At 56.1% G+C, this 19388-nt stretch carries 17 protein-coding genes; 11 read left to right on the top strand and 6 right to left on the bottom strand.

The window, feature by feature from the left end:
- The first annotated feature begins 24 nt into the window (after nucleotides 1-24).
- Together CPA57_RS06835 and metF are read left to right on the top strand one after the other, a co-directional pair.
- Nucleotides 25-1017: an ArsR/SmtB family transcription factor gene (locus tag CPA57_RS06835; protein ID WP_229709314.1), complete on the top strand. Its 993-nt coding sequence runs from the start codon at nucleotides 25-27 to the stop codon at nucleotides 1015-1017.
- Nucleotides 1018-1043: 26 nt separating this feature from the next.
- Nucleotides 1044-1925 carry a methylenetetrahydrofolate reductase [NAD(P)H] gene (gene metF / locus CPA57_RS06830; protein ID WP_182082058.1) on the top strand — a complete coding sequence of 294 codons (882 nt, stop codon included), beginning with the start codon at nucleotides 1044-1046 and terminating at the stop codon, nucleotides 1923-1925.
- A gap of 146 nt (nucleotides 1926-2071) precedes the next feature.
- Here the strand turns inward: metF and infC are convergent, their stop codons facing one another.
- The 4 genes from infC to CPA57_RS06810 all read right to left on the bottom strand — a co-directional run bounded on the left by infC (nucleotide 2072) and on the right by CPA57_RS06810 (nucleotide 6516).
- Entirely contained in the window at nucleotides 2072-2632 is a 561-nt protein-coding gene (gene infC, locus CPA57_RS06825) for a translation initiation factor IF-3 (protein ID WP_077395972.1), read from the bottom strand.
- Nucleotides 2633-2746: 114 nt separating this feature from the next.
- On the bottom strand, nucleotides 2747-4693 hold the full coding sequence (thrS, locus tag CPA57_RS06820; RefSeq protein WP_182082057.1) for a threonine--tRNA ligase: 1947 nt from the start codon (nucleotides 4691-4693) through the stop codon (nucleotides 2747-2749).
- 198 nt (nucleotides 4694-4891) lie between these two features.
- Nucleotides 4892-5851: a glycosyltransferase family 9 protein gene (locus CPA57_RS06815; RefSeq protein WP_182082056.1), complete on the bottom strand. Its 960-nt coding sequence runs from the start codon at nucleotides 5849-5851 to the stop codon at nucleotides 4892-4894.
- A gap of 29 nt (nucleotides 5852-5880) precedes the next feature.
- Nucleotides 5881-6516, bottom strand: coding sequence for a nucleotide exchange factor GrpE (locus CPA57_RS06810; RefSeq protein ID WP_182082055.1), 636 nt, complete (start codon nucleotides 6514-6516; stop codon nucleotides 5881-5883).
- Nucleotides 6517-6885: 369 nt separating this feature from the next.
- On the opposite strand from CPA57_RS06810, the gene CPA57_RS06805 reads away from it, so the two are divergent.
- From CPA57_RS06805 to CPA57_RS06780, 6 genes are all read left to right on the top strand, one after another.
- Nucleotides 6886-7662: a response regulator transcription factor gene (locus tag CPA57_RS06805; protein ID WP_077395978.1), complete on the top strand. Its 777-nt coding sequence runs from the start codon at nucleotides 6886-6888 to the stop codon at nucleotides 7660-7662.
- 60 nt (nucleotides 7663-7722) lie between these two features.
- On the top strand, nucleotides 7723-9465 hold the full coding sequence (locus CPA57_RS06800; RefSeq protein WP_195805430.1) for an ATP-binding protein: 1743 nt from the start codon (nucleotides 7723-7725) through the stop codon (nucleotides 9463-9465).
- Nucleotides 9466-9582: 117 nt separating this feature from the next.
- Entirely contained in the window at nucleotides 9583-10515 is a 933-nt protein-coding gene (gene rapZ / locus CPA57_RS06795; protein ID WP_407647569.1) for an RNase adapter RapZ, read from the top strand.
- A complete protein-coding gene (locus CPA57_RS06790; RefSeq protein ID WP_182082054.1) occupies nucleotides 10512-11063 on the top strand; it encodes a Fur family transcriptional regulator in 552 nt (183 codons plus the stop codon). Before rapZ ends, CPA57_RS06790 begins: the two co-directional genes overlap by 4 nt.
- Nucleotides 11064-11251: 188 nt before the next feature.
- On the top strand, nucleotides 11252-12652 hold the full coding sequence (locus CPA57_RS06785; protein ID WP_182082053.1) for a sugar porter family MFS transporter: 1401 nt from the start codon (nucleotides 11252-11254) through the stop codon (nucleotides 12650-12652).
- A gap of 106 nt (nucleotides 12653-12758) precedes the next feature.
- Nucleotides 12759-14186 (top strand): sugar porter family MFS transporter, encoded by a 1428-nt coding sequence (locus CPA57_RS06780; protein ID WP_182082052.1) that lies wholly within the window; start codon nucleotides 12759-12761, stop codon nucleotides 14184-14186.
- Between the two features lie 95 nt (nucleotides 14187-14281).
- On the opposite strand, the gene CPA57_RS06775 is transcribed toward CPA57_RS06780, so the two are convergent.
- The gene (locus CPA57_RS06775) at nucleotides 14282-15802 is read right to left on the bottom strand and encodes a glycosyltransferase family 2 protein (protein WP_182082051.1); all 1521 of its coding nucleotides are present in this window, start codon (nucleotides 15800-15802) and stop codon (nucleotides 14282-14284) included.
- Between the two features lie 30 nt (nucleotides 15803-15832).
- Nucleotides 15833-16891, bottom strand: coding sequence for a quinone-dependent dihydroorotate dehydrogenase (locus CPA57_RS06770; RefSeq protein ID WP_182082050.1), 1059 nt, complete (start codon nucleotides 16889-16891; stop codon nucleotides 15833-15835).
- Nucleotides 16892-17221: 330 nt separating this feature from the next.
- Here CPA57_RS06770 and CPA57_RS06765 point away from each other — a divergent pair, with 330 nt between their 5' ends.
- The 3 genes from CPA57_RS06765 to CPA57_RS06755 all read left to right on the top strand — a co-directional run bounded on the left by CPA57_RS06765 (nucleotide 17222) and on the right by CPA57_RS06755 (nucleotide 19377).
- Complete coding sequence (locus CPA57_RS06765; RefSeq protein WP_182082049.1) at nucleotides 17222-17500, top strand: hypothetical protein; 279 nt, start codon at nucleotides 17222-17224, stop codon at nucleotides 17498-17500.
- A gap of 87 nt (nucleotides 17501-17587) precedes the next feature.
- A complete protein-coding gene (gene dusB, locus CPA57_RS06760) occupies nucleotides 17588-18637 on the top strand; it encodes a tRNA dihydrouridine synthase DusB (RefSeq protein WP_182082048.1) in 1050 nt (349 codons plus the stop codon).
- Complete coding sequence (locus tag CPA57_RS06755) at nucleotides 18637-19377, top strand: helix-turn-helix domain-containing protein (protein WP_182082047.1); 741 nt, start codon at nucleotides 18637-18639, stop codon at nucleotides 19375-19377. The genes dusB and CPA57_RS06755 overlap by 1 nt, the downstream gene beginning before the upstream one ends.
- The last annotated feature ends 11 nt before the right edge of the window (nucleotides 19378-19388 follow it).

The raw sequence follows: 19388 nt of genomic DNA, 5'->3' as shown, positions 1-19388 counted from the left end.
GTGTCAACACATATTGCATATATAATGAAGTCATTATATATATCTCGCATGGATCGTGCTCTTATAATCTTTCAGGCTCTTGCTGAGCCTACGCGTTTGAGAATTTTGCGCTTACTGCGTGAAATGGAGTTGTCAGTTGGCGAGTTGGCCCAAGTTTTGGGCCAAAGCCAGCCGCGGGTCTCCCGGCATGTAAAAGTGCTGGCCGAGGCTGAATTGGTAGAACGGCGCAAGGAAGGAAGTTGGGTTTTTCTCGCCCTTGGGGATGAGAATGATCTGGAACCTATCTTTGCGGCGTTGGACCATTGGCGGCGTTATCACGAAGAGGATGATGATGAGATGGGCCGGGCGGACCGGCAGCGCCTTCAAGCCGTGCGGAATGTCCGCATGGGGGAGGCTGAGGATTGGTTTGAGGTCCATGCAGCGGAGTGGGATGCGATTCGCTCCCTGCATGTTTCGGAACAGTCTGTCGAATCGGCCATCATAAAACTGGTGGGCGATGGGCCGCTTGGGCGTGTTGTGGATATTGGGACAGGAACAGGGCGTATGCTCGAGCTTCTGGCCCCGCAGTGTGAAAGTGCCATCGGGTTTGACCGTAGCCCCTCCATGTTGAGGCTGGCCCGGGTCAAGCTGGAAGAGAATCGGACGGCAGATGGTGAAGAGATCAAGCTGAGGCAGGGGAATTTTTATGCTCTGCCGTTGGCTGCTGGCTCGGCTGATCTAACCATCCTGCATCAGGCGTTGCGTTATGCGCAGCACCCGGCTGCCGTCATTGCCGAGTCGGCTCGGATTCTTAGCCCCGGCGGGCGCCTGCTGGTGGTGGACTTCGCCCTGCATGACCGTGAGGAACTCCGCACACGGGATGCCCACATGTATCTCGGCTTTAGTGATGAACGCATGCAGCAATGGTTTGAGGCGGCAGGGCTGGAAGCAGACCCCCCTGTCTCTCTCGATGGAGAATTGACGGTGAAGCTCTGGATGGGCCGCTTACCGTTGGATCAGCAATCAAGGGTTACATAGAACCGTATGTAAAAGGAACTGGCATCATGCCTGAGGTCTCATTTGAATTTTTCCCGGCGAAGACGGACGAAAAAGCCGCTTCTCTCCTGCGGGTTGCTCAGCGGCTTACGGCCTATGAGCCTCGCTTCATGTCCGTCACCTATGGGGCTGGCGGTTCTTCCCGGGACCGCACTCTTGAGACCTTGCGGCAGATGTCAGGAAAGGTAGCCACACCATTGGCGGGGCATCTTACCTGTGTGAATGCCTCCCGTGGGGATGTTGATGATGTGGCCAGAGCATATTGGGATATCGGGGTAAAGCATATTGTGGCTCTGCGGGGCGACCCGCCAGCTGTGAAAGGTGCTCCGCCTGTTCCCTACGCTCCACATTCAGAAGGGTATCACTATGCGGCGAATCTCGTAGCGGGCTTGAAGAAAATTGCCCCGTTTGAGATTTCCGTAGCGGCTTACCCCGAAACTCACCCAGAAGCAGAATCGGCTAGTTCTGATATCGATCATCTGAAAGAGAAGTTCGATGCTGGGGCGGATCGGGCTATTACTCAGTTCTTTTTCGACCCGGAAAAATTTCTGCGGTTTCGGGACCGGGCGGTGAAAGCGGGGATCACCAAACCGATCGTGCCGGGTATCTTGCCGATTGGTCGGGCGTCACAGGCATGGCGTTTTGCAAAAATGTGCGGTGCCTCTGTCCCGGATGAGTTGAAAGCCCTTTTTGAGGGGGTAGATGATCTGCCCCCGATCCGCTCTCGCCTGAGTGCCGTGGTGGTAGACCGCATCTGCCAGCGTCTGAAGGCAGAAGGGGTGGAGCATTTCCACTTCTATACGTTGAACCAGAGTGCGCCGACCTCAACGCTCTGCACGTTGCTGGGGCGGCAGCGGTCCCATGCGCTGGTGGAGAACCATGCAGCTTGAAGGGACCATGAAGGCCCGTACGCCTCTCTTTTATGGAAGGGGCGTACAATAAAAGTGAGGATAAAAAAGACCCCGGCTCCGTCTACAGGGCCGGGGTCTTTTTTATGTGTTCTTCCGCCGTCTTCAGGACAGGATAGCGTAGAAACTCACTTGCTGTCCCGCTGCTTGTTGGGGGCCAGAATCATGATCATCTGGCGATTCTCAAGCCGGGGCATCTGTTCAGCTTTGGCGATGTCATCCACCGATTCACGGATACGGTGCATCATTTTGGCGCCGAGGTCCTGATGGGCCACTTCACGCCCTTTAAAGCGCAGTGAAACCTTGACCTTGTCGCCTTCCTCCAGGAAGGAGCGCACAGCCTTAGCCTTGGTCTGGAAGTCGTGTTCCCCGGTACCGGGACGAACTTTCACTTCCTTGATCTCAATGACCTTCTGCTTTTTACGGGCTTCGTTACGCTTTTTCTGCTGTTCGTATTTGAACTTGCCGTAATCGAGGATCTTCGCAACCGGAGGCTCCGCCGTTGGGCTGATTTCCAGAAGGTCCATCCCTTCAGAAAAAGCGCGGGAAAGGGCCTCACGCGTCGGCATGATGCCGATCATCTCACCTTCGGCGTCAATAACACGTACCTGCGGCACCCGGATCTCTTCATTGACACGCGGCCCATCGCGGTTCGGGGCGGCGTGAAACGGCGGTCTAGCTATGGTCATCTCCTGTTGATACTACGGGCCCGTCACAACGGCAGAAGCAACGGGACTCAAACTACCTGTTCAGATTCATACCCCCCGCACCGGTATGGTGCAAGGGGGCAGAGACAGTGGCGATCAGACCGTTTTTGTAGAGGCTGCCCGTAGGATATCCGGCGGTGTGGCTTCTGCGGCCAGTGCGGCGATAATCTCATCGGTAGCGATGACGTTCTGCGCCTGTTCACCAAGGCGGCGGACGCTCACTGTACCTTCCTCAGCTTCACGGCGGCCGACCACGAGCATGACCGGCACACGGGCCAAGCTGTGCTCACGCACTTTGGCGTTGATCTTCTCATTGCGGATGTCTGCCTCGGCGTGGAGACCAGCCTTGCGCAGACGTTCGGTGACCTCCAGCGCATAGTCGGCGGCATCCGTCACGATGCTGGCCACCACAACCTGTGTTGGGGCCAGCCAGAGCGGGAACTTGCCTGCATACTGCTCGATCAAGATACCAAGGAATCGCTCGAAACTGCCAAGGATGGCACGATGCAGCATGACAGGGCGGTGGCGAGCACTGTCCTCGCCAATGTAGGAGGCATCCAGCCGCTCTGGCAGAACATAGTCCACCTGGAGCGTACCGCACTGCCAGTCACGCCCGATGGCATCGGTTAGGACGAACTCCAGCTTCGGACCATAGAAGGCCCCTTCACCGGGATTCAGCTCATAATCCACACCGACCATCTCGCAGGCCCGCTTGAGGGCACCTTCGGCCCGGTCCCACACCTCGTCAGACCCGGCACGGGTTTCGGGGCGGTCGGAGAATTTCACACGGAAGCTTTCGAAGCCGAAGTCTTTATAGACCTCGCCCAGCATGGTGACGAAACGGGCTGTTTCTTCGGCGATCTGGTCATCCGTGCAGAAGATGTGGGCGTCATCCTGCGTGAAGCCACGCACCCGCATGATGCCATGTAGGGAGCCAGACGGCTCATACCGGTGGCAGGCTCCGAATTCTGCCATACGCAGGGGGAGCTCACGATAGGAGCGCAGGCCATGACGGAAAATTTGCACATGGCAGGGGCAGTTCATCGGTTTGAGGGCGAGGGTCTTGTCCTCATCCTCTACTGTGGCGATGAACATATGTTCCCGGTATTTATCCCAGTGGCCGGAGGCTTCCCAGAGGGTCCGGTCCACGAGCTGCGGGGTGCGAACTTCCTGATAGTCGTTCCGGTTCTGGGCACGGCGCATGTAATCCTGCACGGCGGTGTAGAGACGCCAGCCTTTCTGGTGCCAGAAAATCTGCCCGACTGCTTCTTCCTGAATATGGAAGAGGTCCATATCCCGGCCAATGCGGCGATGATCCCGCTTCTCGGCCTCTTCTAGCCGCAGAAGATAGGCTTTCAGCTCTTTTTTGTCCCGCCATGCTGTGCCGTAGATGCGGGTCAGCATGGGGTTGCGGTGGTCGCCACGCCAGTAGGCCCCGGCCACACGCATCAGCTTGAAGGCATTGCCCACATCCGCCGTGCTGCGGAGATGCGGCCCACGGCAGAGGTCCAACCATTCACCCTGACGGTAGATGGAGATGTCTTCACTTTCTGGTAGGTCTCGGATCAGCTCAGCTTTGAACTTTTCACCACGCTTCTCAAAGAAGGCGATGGCTTCGTCACGGTCCCAGACCTCACGGGTGAAGGCATCACCCCGTGCGATGATCTCGGCCATTTTGGCTTCAATGGCTTCGAAGTCTGCCGGTGTGAAAGGTTTATCCCGGAAGAAATCGTAATAGAAACCGTCTTTAATGCTCGGGCCAATGGTGACCTGTGTACCCGGCCAGAGTTCTTGCACGGCCTCGGCCATGACATGGGCGGCATCGTGACGGATCATCTCCAGCACATCATCATCTTTGCGTGTGATGAAGCGGACGGTGCTGTCCTCATTGATTGTAAAGCCGAGGTCTACGGCTTTTCCATCCACTTCCATGGCCATGGCGGCACGAGCAAGTCCCGGCCCGATGGCCTCGGCGATGGTTGTCCCGGTCACTGCCCCATCGAAGGTGCGAATGCTTCCATCGGGCAGGGTAATGGCGGGCATGGAGGAACTCCTTGGTCATTGAGCAGAAAGGATGCTGCCCTCCTGTTTGGGGATAGGGCAGCAGATAGAGATGGGGGCAAAAATGGCCTTTTATGGCTCTGTCCTGCAAGCCCTAATATGAAGTCAGAGGGGGAAGAGTGGTTTTTTTGTCAGTTATACCCGGTTTGCCCTATGAAATAGGGGCGTATGTTTCTTCAGTTAATCTTTGTTGTGAAGCATTGTACGAGCCTGCATGAGCGGGTGCCCCCAGCTCTCCAACAGCTTTATGACACGTTCCGGTGCTAGGGCGGGCAGATCGGGGCATGCCAGCACTCGGCTACGTCCCGGTGTGATGCCAAGAGGGGCGCAGCGTCTTGGGTTACTGGTGGCGGAGAAGAGTGTCAGGGTGGGGCAGTCCATCGCAGCGGCTATGTGGAGTGGCCCGGTATCGTTGCCGATGCAGAATGTAGCCCGATGGAGTAGGCCCGCTAGAGCAGGTAGACTTGTCCGGCCTGTTAGGTCCAGAGTCTGCGGGGTTTGTGCATGGATGGTCTCTGCTAGTGGGCGGTCCATGGTGCTGCCAATGATGACGGGTTGATACCCCCATGTTGTGATGGTCTGGGCGAGTGTCGCAAAATAGGGGGCGGGCCAGCGTTTGGCCGGTCGATGCGGGGCAGCACCGGGCACTAGCACGATATAGGGTGAGGGCAGTCGTGGCCCTTGGCCTGTCAGGAAATCCGGAACAGTGCGGGGCTGCAAAGGCACACCGGCAGCCCGAAGCTGGTCGGCTTGCCGCATGAGCGTGTGCATCTGGCGGGCTTGTGGGTTGCGGTGTGGTAGGCTGGCTCGTCGGTTCTGGCCAGACCATGCAGTGCCTGGGCGTATAAGGCGGAAATAACGGGCTGTGCGACCAGAGTTTTGTAGGTCGAACACCATATCCATCTCTCGTAGGAGACGGCGGATTCTTAACCAGTGTCGTAGATTGGTGATGGGGGGGCGGTCATCCGTGGCGATGGCATCGAACCACGGGCAGCATGACGCCAGCTCATGGTAGGGACTGGCCGTCAGGAGGGTGATATGGGCGTGGGGGAAAGCGTGGCGAATGGAGGCGAAGGCCTCAAACGCCTGAAAGAGGTCTCCCAAAGCCCCATGACGGATAATGAGTATTTTATGCGGCATGAGGCTTTGGGCGGACCGTACCAGAGGGATCAGTCCTCCTTAGGAGGCTGCCCTGTGGAGGAGGCGTTGGAGACAACGACCATGGCCGGCTTAAGCAGGCGGTCCTTCAGCATCCATGTCGGCGACCATGCCTGAACGATGTGATTTGGTGGGAGGTGGTCGACTTCCTGTTCCTGCATGGCCTGATGTAGGTTGGCATCAAACGGTTTATGCGTTGGGTCCAGCCGGGTGATGCCGTGGCGTTCCAAAATGGAGAGGAAGGAGCGTTCTGTTCCCTCAAAGCCCTTGCGCATTTCGGTAATTAGAGCGTCTTCGCCTTCCTTATAAGGCGGCAGGGCGGCCAGGCCACGGCGGAGATTATCGGCAGCTTCAACGACATCACGGGCAAATTTTTGAACAGCGTAATGGCGGGTATCTTCGACTTCCCGCTTGTGGCGTGTCCGGAGATTCTGGTTGTCTGCCTCGGACCGCTTCCAGCGGTCTTCCATCTCGCTCAGTTTTTCTTCAAGGGCAGCGATACGCTCTTCGGCACCGCTCGCTTCGGCCTGCTCGCCCTCGGCGTGGCCTTCGTGATGTTCAGCCTGAGATGCTGCATCATGCGGCTGGGCTGTGTGCTGTGTGGCGTCGGTCTGTGGTGTTTCGGTATGCGAAGTCTGCTCTGTCATATCGTGACCCTGTTCTCGTCTTCATGGGTGACTTTTTGCACCTCCTCGACTCACTATATCCCCTCGGGTTTTCATGGCCGTGGCGGTATGGGGAAGTCCCCCTTCGTGCCTATAGGAGATAGTGCTGTATGCTGCAAAAGCAAGGGGGAGGGGAGTGTCGGGGAGAATGTGACATCGATACCAGTTTCAAGCGTAAAAAATCATATTTACATAATGTGCTAGCGGAATTACCGAAAAACAATGTATAATGTTGTCAGAATAGTGGCATATGTTGGCAGTATTCTTCCTGTTAATATTTGTCGTAGATTATCTTAACTTTGTGTTGAGATTTTTTATTGCTTGTTACGTTGCCAAGGCACAGGAGTTTGCATGAAGAAGCCCCCTTTCCCTTCCGTGGTTCCGTCTCACACGGAAGAGAAACATGGTTCAAAAACGCAGCAGGTTCCGGTTATTGCTCTTGTAGATGACGATCGGAACATCCTGACTTCTGTTCAGATGACACTAGAGGCTGAGGGTTTCACGGTTCATGTCTACACGGATGGGGAGAGTGCCTTGCAGGGCATTTTGTCGCGTTCGACCTCTCTGGCAGTGCTGGATGTGAAGATGCCCCGTATGGATGGGATGGAGCTGCTGCGGCGGCTGCGTATGCGGTCGAGCAGCCTGCCGGTCATTTTCCTAACCTCCAAAGATGAGGAGATGGATCAGCTCATGGGGCTGCGTCTGGGAGCGGATGATTATATCACCAAGCCGTTCTCTGTTCGTCTTCTGGTGGAGCGGATTCGGGCCCTGCTACGGCGGCATGAGGTCAGTCAGGCGGAGATCACGGGGGAGGCAGGAGCAAGTAGCAGTATCCTTGTTCGGGGCGCATTAGCCTTGGATGAAGCCCGGCATCAGTGCCTCTGGAATGGGCAGGAAGTAGCCTTAACGGTTACTGAATTTCTGCTCGTTAAAGCATTGGTAGTACGCCCAGGGCTAGTGAAATCTCGTGATCAGCTCATTGATGCTGCCTATGGGGATAGCATTTATGTGGATGATCGTACGATCGATAGTCACATTAAGCGGGTTCGCAAGAAGTTTCGCCGGGTGGATGAGTGTTTCAATCATATCGAGACTCTTTATGGAGTCGGATACCGGTACCGGGAGTGAGGTGATCATTATGGCGTGCCCTGTAAAGTCACTCTTCTCCTACGTCGGTGAGGCACTGGCATGGTAGCTGGTAGCGAAGAGCCGATTGGTACTCTGCGGCGCATATGGCTTCGCTTTCGGGCGGTGAGGTTCAGGCAGTGGGTATCACCGCTGACAAACCGCCTGATGCTGGTCAACTTCCTGCCCCTGCTCTTTATGGGGGGGATGTTGCTCTCCATCAATGCGCTGCGGAATACCCTGCTGAATGACAGCGTAGAGGCCTTGCGGGAGCAGGCGCGCATTTACGCTTCTGTTCTTCAGCAGGCTCAACGGACCGGGGAGGATGGTGACGAGGTCAGTCTTGATAAAGACAAAGCGCATTTCTTTTTGGATAATATGATCCGCTTCAGCCGTAATGCGCAGGTCAGGCTTTATGCGCCTAACGGGTCTGTTTTGACAGAAAGTAGCCAAGGCGATCGCGCAATCAGTGGGGCCCGCTGGCAGCCCAATGTTAGTCTGGCTGATCGTGTTTACGACTGGGTGTTGTCGTTGATTCCCCTCAGCACCCGGGAGGGGGAGGTCCCGCTAGATAACTCCACAACATCGCAGAATTTTGGACAAGATACAGATGAGGATGTCCATCTTAGCGCACAGGAGGAGCTACCACCTTACATTCGGATGACCGCTCAGCACGAATTGGTCATGACGGTTGTAGAACCTGTCATCGTGCAGGGGGAGACTGTCGGTGTTCTTCAGCTTACTCGGTATAATACAGATATCGACCGGGCTATTATGGGAGTACGCTGGCTTATCGTCATCGTACTACTGTTGAGCATGGGGGCCGCCGTGCTGCTCTCATGGTATTTTGCTCTGACGTTGGCTCGCCCTTTGCGTTGCCTTGTCGCCCGGTCGAGGGAGATGCGGGAACCTGGAAAAGGGCGGGTGGATGGTCTGCCTTATACACTGCTTAGCAGGCGTGATGAGATTGGCGAACTCGCTCGGGCCTTGCGTGAAAGTGCTTTGGCCCTGTGGGCCAGAATGGATGATGTGGAGCGTTTTGCCGCGGAGGTCAGCCATGAGCTAAAAAACCCGCTTTCTTCCATCCGTTCCGCTCTGGATACTTTGCCGCGCATTGCGGATGTGCAGGCACGTGATAGGTTGCTCAGTATTCTGGGGGGGGATGTTCAGCGGTTGGAGCGGCTGATTACCGATATTTCCTTTGCTAGCCGGGTGGAGGGAGAGCTCCAGCGGGGTGCACGGGTGGCGGTGGATGTTATCGAGCTTCTGGGGCTGTTCGTGGAAGTGAATCGTGCCACAAGCAAGCCGAATTCTGTTCGGCTGATGCTAGCTGTGCCTGAAGGGGAGGAAGCCCTCCACGTTTTGGTCGGGCGGGATGGACTTGTTCAGGTTCTGCATAATCTCATCGGCAATGCGAAGTCTTTTTCGCCACCTAATAGTGTCGTTCGGCTTGTTGTCCGGGTTAGGAAGGGCCCGCCCAGACTAGCGGAAGATGGCACGATCATCCCCGGTGGCCCGACTGTCGAGATTGCTGTGGAGGATGAAGGCCCCGGTATCCCGCCAGCGAAGCTGGATAGCATCTTCGACCGTTTCTATTCAGAACGACCTGCCGGGGAGAATTTCGGCCAACATTCTGGTCTGGGGCTAGCCATAAGCCGGCAAATCATCTTGGCGTTTGATGGCACTATTCATGCCGAGAACCGGGAGGACATAGACCCGCTGACGAAGCAGAGCCGTGTCTGTGGTGCCCGTTTTGTCATTCGTCTTCCTCGCCTCATCTCTGTTAGTGTTGTGCCCTCTCCATAGGGTAGGCTGTATGGGGCAGGTGGATGGAAGGCCTGTTTCTTATAGGTCGGAGACTGTGTTATGCTGGCGGCATCGTGGCAGTTCCGCCAGTGTGGTGCAGGGAAACAGGGCATGGGCATGAGGACACAGGGCCGGTCTTCAGGAAGTATTGTGCTGGTGACGGGGCTTTCCGGTGCTGGGAAAGCTTCCATCCTGCGTATGTTGGAAGACCTTGACCATGAGGTTGTAGACAACCCGCCGCTTGATCTGTTCGAGGCCCTTGTTACCCGTTCTGGCCCTCGTCTGGCCATTGGGGTGGATGTGCGCAGCCGTGGCTTTGAGGCCCATCGGATTGTGGATTTTCTGATGCAGGCTCGTCGGGAGCCGGACTGCGTAACTCAGCTGATTTTTGCTACGGCTGATTATGATATCCTGCTGCGCCGGTTCACGGCGACAAGGCGGCGGCATCCGCTGGCTGGGGAGGGTGGCCTCCGCCCTGCGTTGGAGCAGGAAGCGGGATTGCTGGAGCCGCTACGGGCTGTTGCTGATTTTGTGATTGATACAAGCGATCTGCCCCTGCCTGCCTTGCGTCAAATGATTGAGGCTCGCTTCAGTGCCGGGGTGGGGACCATGTTGTCCGTGGCTCTGATGTCTTTTGCCTATCCGGCTGGCCTGCCACGGGAGGCGGATATCGTGCTGGATGCCCGGTTCCTCCGGAACCCTCATTATGATGAGGGTCTACGCCCCCACACGGGGTTGGATGCCGATGTAGCGGATTATGTGAAGGCGGATCCGTTCTTTCAGTCCTTTTATGATCATGTGTTGGGTTTGGTGCGGACTGTGCTGCCCCGCTTTGCACAGGAAGGAAAGAAATACGTCACTATTGCTGTTGGGTGTAGTGGGGGGCGGCATCGTTCCGTTACGGTTGTAGAAGCCTTGGCGCAGGATATTGTTGCAGACCCGATGATTGGTGAGCTGCGTGCCCCGGTGATGGTTTTGCATCGGGAGCTTGCCCGTAATGGGCTAGCCGCATGTCGCTGGGCCGCACCCCCGCTGGGTGATAGAGCATGAAGGCAGGGAACGAAGCGGCAGGAACCACCAAAGAGGTTGGGGGAGCAGAGTTCAGTGTAGAGGTGGCAACCCGGTTGGAAGAGGTTGCCCACTGGTGCCAGCATCACGGGCAGAAGTTGACGCCTGTCCGCCGCCTGGTGTTGGGGTTGGTCCTGTCCGAAACAAAACCGCTGGGTGCTTATGATATTCTCTCCCTGCTACGTGTTTATCAGCCACGAGCCGTGCCGCCTACGGTTTATCGGGCTTTGGATTTCCTGTTGGAACAGGGGCTGATCCATCGCATTGAGCGGCTTAGTGCCTTTGTGGGGTGCCGCCATCGGTTGGATTGTGAAGACTGTTGCACATCCCATAAGGCTTGGGGTGTTCACCGGGCTCAGTTTCTCATCTGTCGTGGTTGTGGTCAGGTGCAGGAGCTGGAGCAGGATGTTGTGGCGGCTGTCCTGTTGCAGTCTGCCCGAGGGCAAGGGTTTCGTGCCGAGGCTGCAACGGTGGAGATTGAGGGAGTCTGCGCCCGCTGTGCCGAGGCATCGCCGGTAAGGAAAAGTTAGGAATAGAGCTGTTTTTTAGGCCGGAAAGGGCTTACCGATTTTTGAAAAAATGACTAAAAATCAGTATGTTACCTTACCTCTCATAACTGTGATCTGGCAAGAAAATGTAGCTCATAGGTTAAACTGTTTTTTATGATATGGATGATTCCATTCAGGGAGTCTTCCCTCCACTAAAAAGGTCCGATGTTATGAACAGGACAGCTGAATCTCCACAGCATGTTGTTGATCCCGCTGCCAGACGGAGAGTGCTTTTCATCTGCATTCTTGCCTCTCTGGCAGGGCTGATGTGCGGTATGGATATTGGTGTCATCTCCGGTGTGCTGCGTCCATTTGGTATGGAGTTCCATGCCTCTACAGTTGCTCTGGAGTGGATTGTCGGGGGTATGTTGGTCGGTGCGACGATCGGCGCTCTGACAGGCGGCCAGCTTACCCAGCGTCTGGGGCGCAAGTACACGCTGACGACAGCAGCAGCTTTTTTCTCTATCGGTGCTTTTGGCTGTGCGGCGTCGCAGTCCATCGCCATGATGATCATCTGCCGTGTGCTGGTGGGCATGGGCATGGGGCTTTCTGACTTCTCCACCCCGCTTTATCTCTCCGAGGTAGCGAGGAAGGAGCAGCGTGGTGCCATGGTCTCGCTGTATCAGTTGCTCAAGACGATCGGTATCTTTCTGGCATTCTTCTCCAATAGCTGGTTTGCATCCTCTGGTGCATGGCGTTCCATGCTGATGGTGGAAGCCGTGCCAGCTATCGTGTTTCTGGTGATTTTCCTCTTCCTGCCGCAGAGCCCACGTTGGCTGATGATCAAGGGACGTAAGGAAGAAGCCCTCCAGACGATGACCCGTCTTCGTGATGCCCCAGCGCAGGCCCATAGGGAGCTTCAGGCGATTGGTGAGCAGTTGCAGACCAAAGAAGAGGGTTGGAAACTGCTGCGGACCAACAGCAATTACCGCCGCTCTCTTGGGCTTGGTATGCTGCTTCAGATCATGCAGCAGTTCGCTGGCATCAACATCATCATGTATTATGCTCCCCGTATTTTGGAGACAGCCCATTTCAGTCTCGAGGCACAGATGTGGTGCACGGCTCTGATCGGCCTTGTGAACGTGCTGATGACATTCGTTGCTGTTGGTTATTCGGACCGCTGGGGGCGTAAGCCTATCCTGTATGCTGGGTATGTCAGCATGGCAGCGAGTATGGCCATTCTGGCCTTCCTGCTCTGGTACGGTACGACAAGTTTGTCGCTCCAGCTTTTGGCACTGGGTATGATCATTATCTTCGTAGGTGGGTTCGCCATGTCCGCTGGGCCGCTTATGTGGGTGATCTGCTCGGAGATTCAGCCTGCTGCAGGCCGCAGCCTTGGCATCTCCATTTCCACGGGTACCAACATGCTAAGTAACCTGTTGATCGGCACAACGTTCCTTAGTGTGCTGGAGCTGGTCGGTGGCCCAAATACTTTCTGGCTGTTCGCTGCATTCAACGCCATTGGTATCGTGTTACTTTACCTCTTTGTTCCGGAAACAAAGGATGTTTCTTTGGAAACCATTGAGGAACGCCTCATGAGTGGTGTAAAGCTGCGTGATCTTGGTCGTTGATTAAAGATTAGCTCTGTTCATTTGTTGCCGGGCAGGGAGGACGGTTCGTCTTTTCTGCCCGGTTTCATATGGGGGTGATCTGTTACAGAGAGGGTAGGCTCTTTGCATGGTAGATGAAGTTGATTCCCATTCCGTATCATCCGGAACGGGTGATGATGATGCGTCATTTTTCGACCCTACGAAATTCAAGATCCTTGTCATCGGTATTGTAGCTGCGCTGGGCGGGTTGATGTCCGGTATTGATATCGGTGTGGTTTCTGGTGCGCTGGACCTGTTTTCACGGGAGTTTCATCCATCCACGATTGCCCTTTCATGGGTTGTTAGTGCCATGATGGCAGGGGCTGCTTTGGGCTCTGTCAGTGCGAGTAAACTTGCCCAGAAAGTTGGCCGGAAGCGTGCGCTCATCTGTGGGGCAGGCGTGTTCGTGGTGGGGGCTCTTGGTTGCTCACTAAGCTGGTCTATTCCCTCCATGATCTCGTTTCGTGTGGTGATGGGCTATGCTGTAGGATTGTCCGCTTTTACGGCTCCGCTTTACCTTTCCGAGATTGCCAGCGAGGAATCCCGTGGGGCTATGATTTCCACGTATCAGCTGATGCTGACGATTGGGATTTTCGTAGCCTTTCTGGCGGATACCTATTTTTCCTACCGTGGTAGTTGGCGGGGCATGTTCGGTTTTGCGGCGTGTCCGGCAGCACTGTTCTTTATCGGGGTGTTGTTTCTGCCTTACAGCCCGCATTGGCTGGTCATGAAAGGGCGGCATAAGGAGGCCCGCAGGATTCTCATGGACCTGCGTAATGACCCGCTGGAAGCCGCTAAGGAGATTCAGGCCATCCGTCAGCAGTTGGAGACCAAACAGGAAGGCTGGTCCTTGCTGAGGCGGAATAGCAACTTCCGTCGCTCTGTGCTTCTGGGGGTTGCCCTTCAGGCTATGCAGCAGCTTGCGGGCATTAATATCGTCATGTTCTATGCGCCTAAGATTCTCCAGGCAGCGCATTTTGATTCACATGCACAGATGTGGTGTACGGCCATTATTGGCCTGGTGAATATGCTCGCCACATTCGTGGCAATTGGTCTGGTGGATCGCTGGGGGCGTAAGCCTATCCTTTACGTTGGGTTCTCTGTCATGGCTCTGGCGATGGGGGTGCTGGCCGGTCTGCTGCATGAGGGAATGGCTGAACAGGCCTCTCAGATGATTGCTGTGTTTGTGCTGATGATTTTCTGTGCGGGGCACGCTATGTCAGCCGGACCGCTGATGTGGGTGCTGTGTGCGGAGATTCAGCCTATTCAGGGGCGTGACTTTGGCATGTCTGTTTCCACATTGACGAACTGGCTGGCTAATATGGGCGTGAGTGTCAGCTTTCTGCCGCTGATGGAGGCTTTTGGTGCTTCTGGCACATTCTGGCTGCTGGCTGTGCTGAACTTCATCTTTATCGGCATGACCTACCTGTACGTGCCGGAGACAAAGGGCATGTCCCTCGCAAAGATTGAGGAACGCCTGATGAGCGGAGTGAAGCTACGCAAGCTAGGACGCTGAAACACTATCAGGCTGGAAGGCACAAAAAAGGCTCACCATCTAAATGGTGAGCCTTTTTTATTGCGGAGAGTAAAGTCCGTAAAAGGATCGCAGCCTTACAGAATGAACGGTGCCAGAGCACCCAGATGGCTACGTAGCTCTTTGTATTGAAGCGTTTCCAGGTGGAGTGCCAGAAAAGGAAGCAGCCATACTGTGGCTTCCCGGTCGATGGCTGTTAGAGCGGTGATGTTTCCCAGTGTGAAAGAAGATGGCGTTAGAGCCATTTCCAGCATGTTCAGGGCGGGTACATTCAGCCACGAGCCCCCGGAGGGTGTAGTTTCCTGAGGGATGCTAAGGAAGCATTCCCAAAGGCCAGCCTTTAGCCTGTCAGGTGTCAGCGGTTCTTTTGGGGGTGAGCATAGAAAATGCCCCTGACCGCCTCGCTGCCTTAATGCAATGGCAGACTGCTCGACAACGGGCAGGATATCATAGCGTGGCAAGCCGGTGAGGCGGCCATCACGTAGGATGAAAAAGTCTTGAATCCGATCTGATCCATCCAGACCAAAGAGAAAGGCTGCCTCCCGATGCTTTAAGCTCTGGAGAAGGAAGAGCTGGAAATCATGGCTCTGCTGGTCAGCCTGCCCCGTGTCATGGAGTATACCCCCGCTGACACCGAGATGGCGGGCATCTTTTGGATGCAGAGAAAAGATGCGGAAGCCGGTTGGCTTCTGTCGGGATGGGGGAGGTGTCAGGCCAGAGACAGGCGGATGCTGGCGGCGTATTCCCTCAAGCGCAGTCATGGCCCCTGTCATGATGATGGGTTTTACCCAACGGAGGACATCAGCCGTTTTTTCCCGGGGGGAGGGGTCTTCAATCTCATTCCACTGGGTAAGCCGGTGGTCACCCAATGAGAGTTGAAGGTCCTTTCTGATGAGGGCACGTTTTACGAACTGTTCCAGGCTGCGGCGCTGGAAATGCATCAGGTAGGCAATAGACCAGTCCGGTGGCTCCGCCGTGATGCCGGGTGTAGGCGACCAAGTGACAGGCGCACCGGATGCGGTGACGTAGCGGCCTTTTTTCAGTTCAAAATAATGGACATTGACCCATTTACCTTTGTCCCAGCAGGCCGGGCGGATGAAACTTTTAACATGCCGGTTTATGGGTTCCTCAGCCGTGCTATGGCGGCTGAAGCTATGAGAAGGGGGCAGGCTAGGGGTCGAGATGAGATCATTATGGCCGTAAACCTGCCAGTGCAATGCCACGGCCCCGGCATCATCAGGTAATGAACCGAGGAATTCCGGTAGGCTGGCATGGTTGTCCAGCCTGACATATTCGTCCGTATCCAGAAAACCGACCCAGTCAAAATGTTGCCCGCTCATAGCGGTGAGGGCATCCAGATAGACTTGCTTCTGGCGGTCCACAAAGCCTTGATTGGTTAGGTCGAGGCTGTGCTCACGAATATGGAAGAGCCGTATATCCCAATGTACGCTAGCGGCGGCGATGAGATCTCTCGTGCCATCATCAGAATCATCATCAAAGAGAATGAAACTATCCACACCAAGGAGGGCATGCCAAGCCAACCAGTACAGGATGTCATGTTCTTCGTTTTTTACAATGCCGACCAGAGCCGTTTTCATGGTGCAATATAGGTCCTGCGTTACAGTGGTTCAGCGTTGAAGAGCGGCAAGGCTGCGAATGCCAGAACGGCTCATTTCGTGCAGCAGTTCCTGCTTTAGCCGTGTCAACACAGCGGGGCCTTCGTAGATGAAGGCTGTATAGATCTGCACGAGGTTTGCCCCCATCTTCAGGCGTTCGAGAATATCCCGTCCGGTTTCGATACCACCGGAGGAAACAAGGCAGAGGCGGCCTTTGTTCAGCTCGCTTACAAGCTGGAGCACATGGCGTGCTCGGTCTGCCAGCGGCGCACCGGAGAGACCGCCCGTTTCGTCACGGTGTGGGTCTTTTAGGGATGTTGGGCGGGCAAGAGTGGTGTTGGTGAGAATGAGACCATCGGCCCCACCGTCAATCACCGCCTGAAGAATAGGAGCATAGGCCTCATCCTCAAGGTCAGGTGCCAGCTTTACCAGTAGCGGGGGACGGTCCGGATGGGCAGTCTGGATGGCCTCTAGTAGGCGGGCCAGCATATCGGCCGCCTGAAGGTCCCGCAGCCCGGGGGTATTGGGGGAGGAGAGATTGATGGTCAGATAATCGGCATAAGATTTTGTCCGCCCTACGAGAGCGGGATAGTCCACCAGCGGGTCGGCGCCTGTTTTGTTGATGCCTAGATTGATACCCAGCGGTGCATCGGCGGGCCCTACCTGACCGTGCCTGTTCGGTCGGAAGAGCGACGCCAGATTCTGGCAGAACTGATCAATCCCGCAACTATTGAAGCCCATGCGGTTGATGATGGCTCTGTCTTCGACCAGTCGGAAGAGGCGAGGGCGGGGATTGCCCGGCTGGGGGCGGGGTGTAACCGTTCCAGTCTCCACAAAGCCAAAGCCAAGTTTGGTCAGGCCTCTTACGGCACGGGCGTTCTTGTCGAATCCTGCTGCCAGACCGATCGGATTAGGGAAGGAAAGCCCCAGTGCTTCTGTCCGGAGGGCTGAATGATCGGGCTTGCCACGACCAGCGAGCCCATGGGCAATGCTATGAATAGCAAGCTCATGTGCAGTTTCAGGGTTGAGGCGGCGTAGAAGCCATGTGGCTGTTTTTCCGATATCAAGCATTCACTCTTCCCTCACTGACGGTTAGAAAACCTTTCAGAACGCATGACCGGTCTTGTCAAGGGATTTCCTGTCAGCTGTCCTGTATGGTCCGGGCCATATTGAGCAGACCGTGGGCCAGTCCATACCCTTACCATGAATGACTAGCATGGCGGCAAAAGAAGCCCTGTAGACATATTTGCGGGAGTCTCCTTCATCGTAGACGTAGCGGGCATCATTGTCAGAGAGTGTCTAGATTAGAACCCGATTGGACCAGATTTCAGGTGCTGGCATTACGGAATGTCAAAGATGCGTTAATTACATGGTCAGCACCCATGAGGAGGACAGGATATCATGAGCTGGGACGAACTGTATCTGGAAACCTGCTGCCGCTCGGCCCTACACAGGCTGGTATTGAGTGGTGAGACAGGCCGCCCGGTCGGTCCGCCGCCGGAGGGCCGTATGCCCGACTTCCGAGCCCCCCTTAAGGACAGGTCCTGCCTGTTGCGGCTGGCGGGTATGGGGCTGGCTCGGCAGCGGGAGGATGGACGCTTTGAGGTCACCCCGGCTGGTGTGCAGCGTCATGACCGGGAGATCCTTTCTATGAGGCGGGCCCGCCGCCGATGGGGGTAACGGGAGTGTTGTTTGCGCTTTGCCGGGGGTAACGGTAAAATCTCGCTTCAATTTACTCCATGAAAACCTGACAGGTATCCGATATCCATGCCAATGCCGATTCCTCTGCCGCCCATCACTCTGGGGCCGGGCTGCGTGATTGATGACCCCGTCATCCTCGCACCTATGTCCGGTGTTACGGATCTGCCGTTCCGCCGACTGACCAGAGAGCTGGGGGCGGGGCTTGTCGTGTCGGAGATGATTGCCTCTTGGGCGATGGTGCGGGAGAATGAGAGAACCCTGAGCATGGCCCGCAGTGCGGGGGCTGGTGGCGTTAATGCCGTTCAATTGGCCGGGTGCGACCCGCAGGCTATGGGTGAGGCAGCAAAGATTGCCGTGGCTGGTGGAGCAGATGTTGTAGACATCAATTTTGGCTGTCCGGTCAAAAAGGTGGCTATTGGTCAGATGGCCGGTTCGTCCCTTATGAAGGATGAGAGGCTGGCTGCCCGTTTGCTAGAGGCCACCGTTAAGGCTGTAGATGTGCCCGTCACCCTGAAAATGCGGATGGGCTGGGACCATGAACATCTCAATGCTCCCACTTTAGCCCGTATTGCCGAGGATGTGGGTATCCGCCTGATTACGGTACATGGGCGCACTCGTCAGATGTTCTACAACGGCCATGCGGATTGGAAGTTCGTCCGTAAGGTCAAGGATGCCGTAAAGCTGCCAGTGATTGTTAATGGTGATATTGTCAGCATGGCTACGGCCCGTCAGGCACTGGCAGAATCAGGGGCAGATGGGGTGATGGTGGGGCGTGGCTGCTACGGGCGGCCTTGGTTCCCGGCCCAGTTGGTCCAGTCCTTGCGGAGTGGTGTGGATGTGCCAGACCCTGATCTCGCAACGGAAAAAGAAATCGTCCTGAAGCATTATCACATGATGATGGATTATTTCGGTGAGCGGCCCGGCCTGCGCCTCGCTCGTAAACATGTCTCGTGGTATTCCGCCGGGCTTCCGGGGTCTGCGGCTTTCCGGGCGGAGGTGAACCGGTTGGATACAGCCCCGGCTGTCATCGCTTTGCTCGAGCAGTTTTATGATGAAGCTATTGCCGCTGGCATCGTGCGTGACCGAGAAGGTGCCCTAGCCCGGCACGCAGCGTGATGGGCGAGCAAACGGCCCGTGAGGTCCGGGCGATGCGGCCTCTGTTTCTGTATGGTGCCAGCTCGCAGGAGCGGCTGGATGTAGCCCAGCGGATTCACGCCCATAGTCCTTGCTCAGAAGGAGCCTTTGTTGTTGCGGGGCTGACAGCCGTACCCCGCGCCCTGCGGGAAGAGCGGTTATTTGGCACGGCGGGCAATGGGTGGCTGGAGCAGGCCCGTGGTGGCACGCTGCTGCTGGATGAGCTGGATTGCCTATGCCCGGAACTGCAAAAGCGTTTTGCTGCCTTTTTGGCACATAGGCCGCAGGTCAAGCGGGAGGAGGCCGTGCGTATTGTGGTGGCGAGCCGCCATGATCAGGCCACGCTGCTGCGGCACGGTGGGTTGGAGGATGGTCTGAAACACTGGCTAGCCTCTCTCCCCGTGGCGCAGTGCCTCGGGCCGGACCGCCTGCGGGCTGTGCGGGCTCTTTCCAGTGATCGGAACGGAGGTCTGGCTGCGATGTTCGAACCTGTCATGCGCAGTTATGTGCGGGCTGGTCTGGAAGCGGGCAGCTGCAATCTGCATGGCAGCGTGGTGGGAGCGGTAGAAAGGCCGCTTATCACTATGGCACTGCATCATACGGGTGGGAATCAGCTTCGGGCAGCTTCCCTTCTGGGGTTGAACCGCAATACGTTGCGTAAACGCATCAAGGAACTTCACATTATCGTCCCCCGCTCCGGATCACGGTCCGGGGAGCGTTGAGAAGGGAAGAG

The sequence above is a fragment of the Bombella favorum genome (genome assembly GCF_014048475.1).
GTDB lineage: Bacteria > Pseudomonadota > Alphaproteobacteria > Acetobacterales > Acetobacteraceae > Bombella > Bombella favorum.
Note: the sequence above shows the minus strand (reverse complement) of the source record. Positions and strands in the feature narration are given on the sequence as shown.

What these genes read in the sequence shown, in the direction of transcription:
- CPA57_RS06835 (WP_229709314.1), top strand. Translation starts at nt 25, where the DNA reads ATGAAGTCATTATATATATCTCGCATGGATCGTGCTCTTATAATCTTT.
- metF (WP_182082058.1), top strand. Translation starts at nt 1,044, where the DNA reads ATGCCTGAGGTCTCATTTGAATTTTTCCCGGCGAAGACGGACGAAAAA.
- infC (WP_077395972.1), bottom strand. Translation starts at nt 2,632, where the DNA reads ATGACCATAGCTAGACCGCCGTTTCACGCCGCCCCGAACCGCGATGGG.
- thrS (WP_182082057.1), bottom strand. Translation starts at nt 4,693, where the DNA reads ATGCCCGCCATTACCCTGCCCGATGGAAGCATTCGCACCTTCGATGGG.
- CPA57_RS06815 (WP_182082056.1), bottom strand. Translation starts at nt 5,851, where the DNA reads ATGCCGCATAAAATACTCATTATCCGTCATGGGGCTTTGGGAGACCTC.
- CPA57_RS06810 (WP_182082055.1), bottom strand. Translation starts at nt 6,516, where the DNA reads ATGACAGAGCAGACTTCGCATACCGAAACACCACAGACCGACGCCACA.
- CPA57_RS06805 (WP_077395978.1), top strand. Translation starts at nt 6,886, where the DNA reads ATGAAGAAGCCCCCTTTCCCTTCCGTGGTTCCGTCTCACACGGAAGAG.
- CPA57_RS06800 (WP_195805430.1), top strand. Translation starts at nt 7,723, where the DNA reads ATGGTAGCTGGTAGCGAAGAGCCGATTGGTACTCTGCGGCGCATATGG.
- rapZ (WP_407647569.1), top strand. Translation starts at nt 9,583, where the DNA reads ATGAGGACACAGGGCCGGTCTTCAGGAAGTATTGTGCTGGTGACGGGG.
- CPA57_RS06790 (WP_182082054.1), top strand. Translation starts at nt 10,512, where the DNA reads ATGAAGGCAGGGAACGAAGCGGCAGGAACCACCAAAGAGGTTGGGGGA.
- CPA57_RS06785 (WP_182082053.1), top strand. Translation starts at nt 11,252, where the DNA reads ATGAACAGGACAGCTGAATCTCCACAGCATGTTGTTGATCCCGCTGCC.
- CPA57_RS06780 (WP_182082052.1), top strand. Translation starts at nt 12,759, where the DNA reads ATGGTAGATGAAGTTGATTCCCATTCCGTATCATCCGGAACGGGTGAT.
- CPA57_RS06775 (WP_182082051.1), bottom strand. Translation starts at nt 15,802, where the DNA reads ATGAAAACGGCTCTGGTCGGCATTGTAAAAAACGAAGAACATGACATC.
- CPA57_RS06770 (WP_182082050.1), bottom strand. Translation starts at nt 16,891, where the DNA reads ATGCTTGATATCGGAAAAACAGCCACATGGCTTCTACGCCGCCTCAAC.
- CPA57_RS06765 (WP_182082049.1), top strand. Translation starts at nt 17,222, where the DNA reads ATGAGCTGGGACGAACTGTATCTGGAAACCTGCTGCCGCTCGGCCCTA.
- dusB (WP_182082048.1), top strand. Translation starts at nt 17,588, where the DNA reads ATGCCAATGCCGATTCCTCTGCCGCCCATCACTCTGGGGCCGGGCTGC.
- CPA57_RS06755 (WP_182082047.1), top strand. Translation starts at nt 18,637, where the DNA reads ATGGGCGAGCAAACGGCCCGTGAGGTCCGGGCGATGCGGCCTCTGTTT.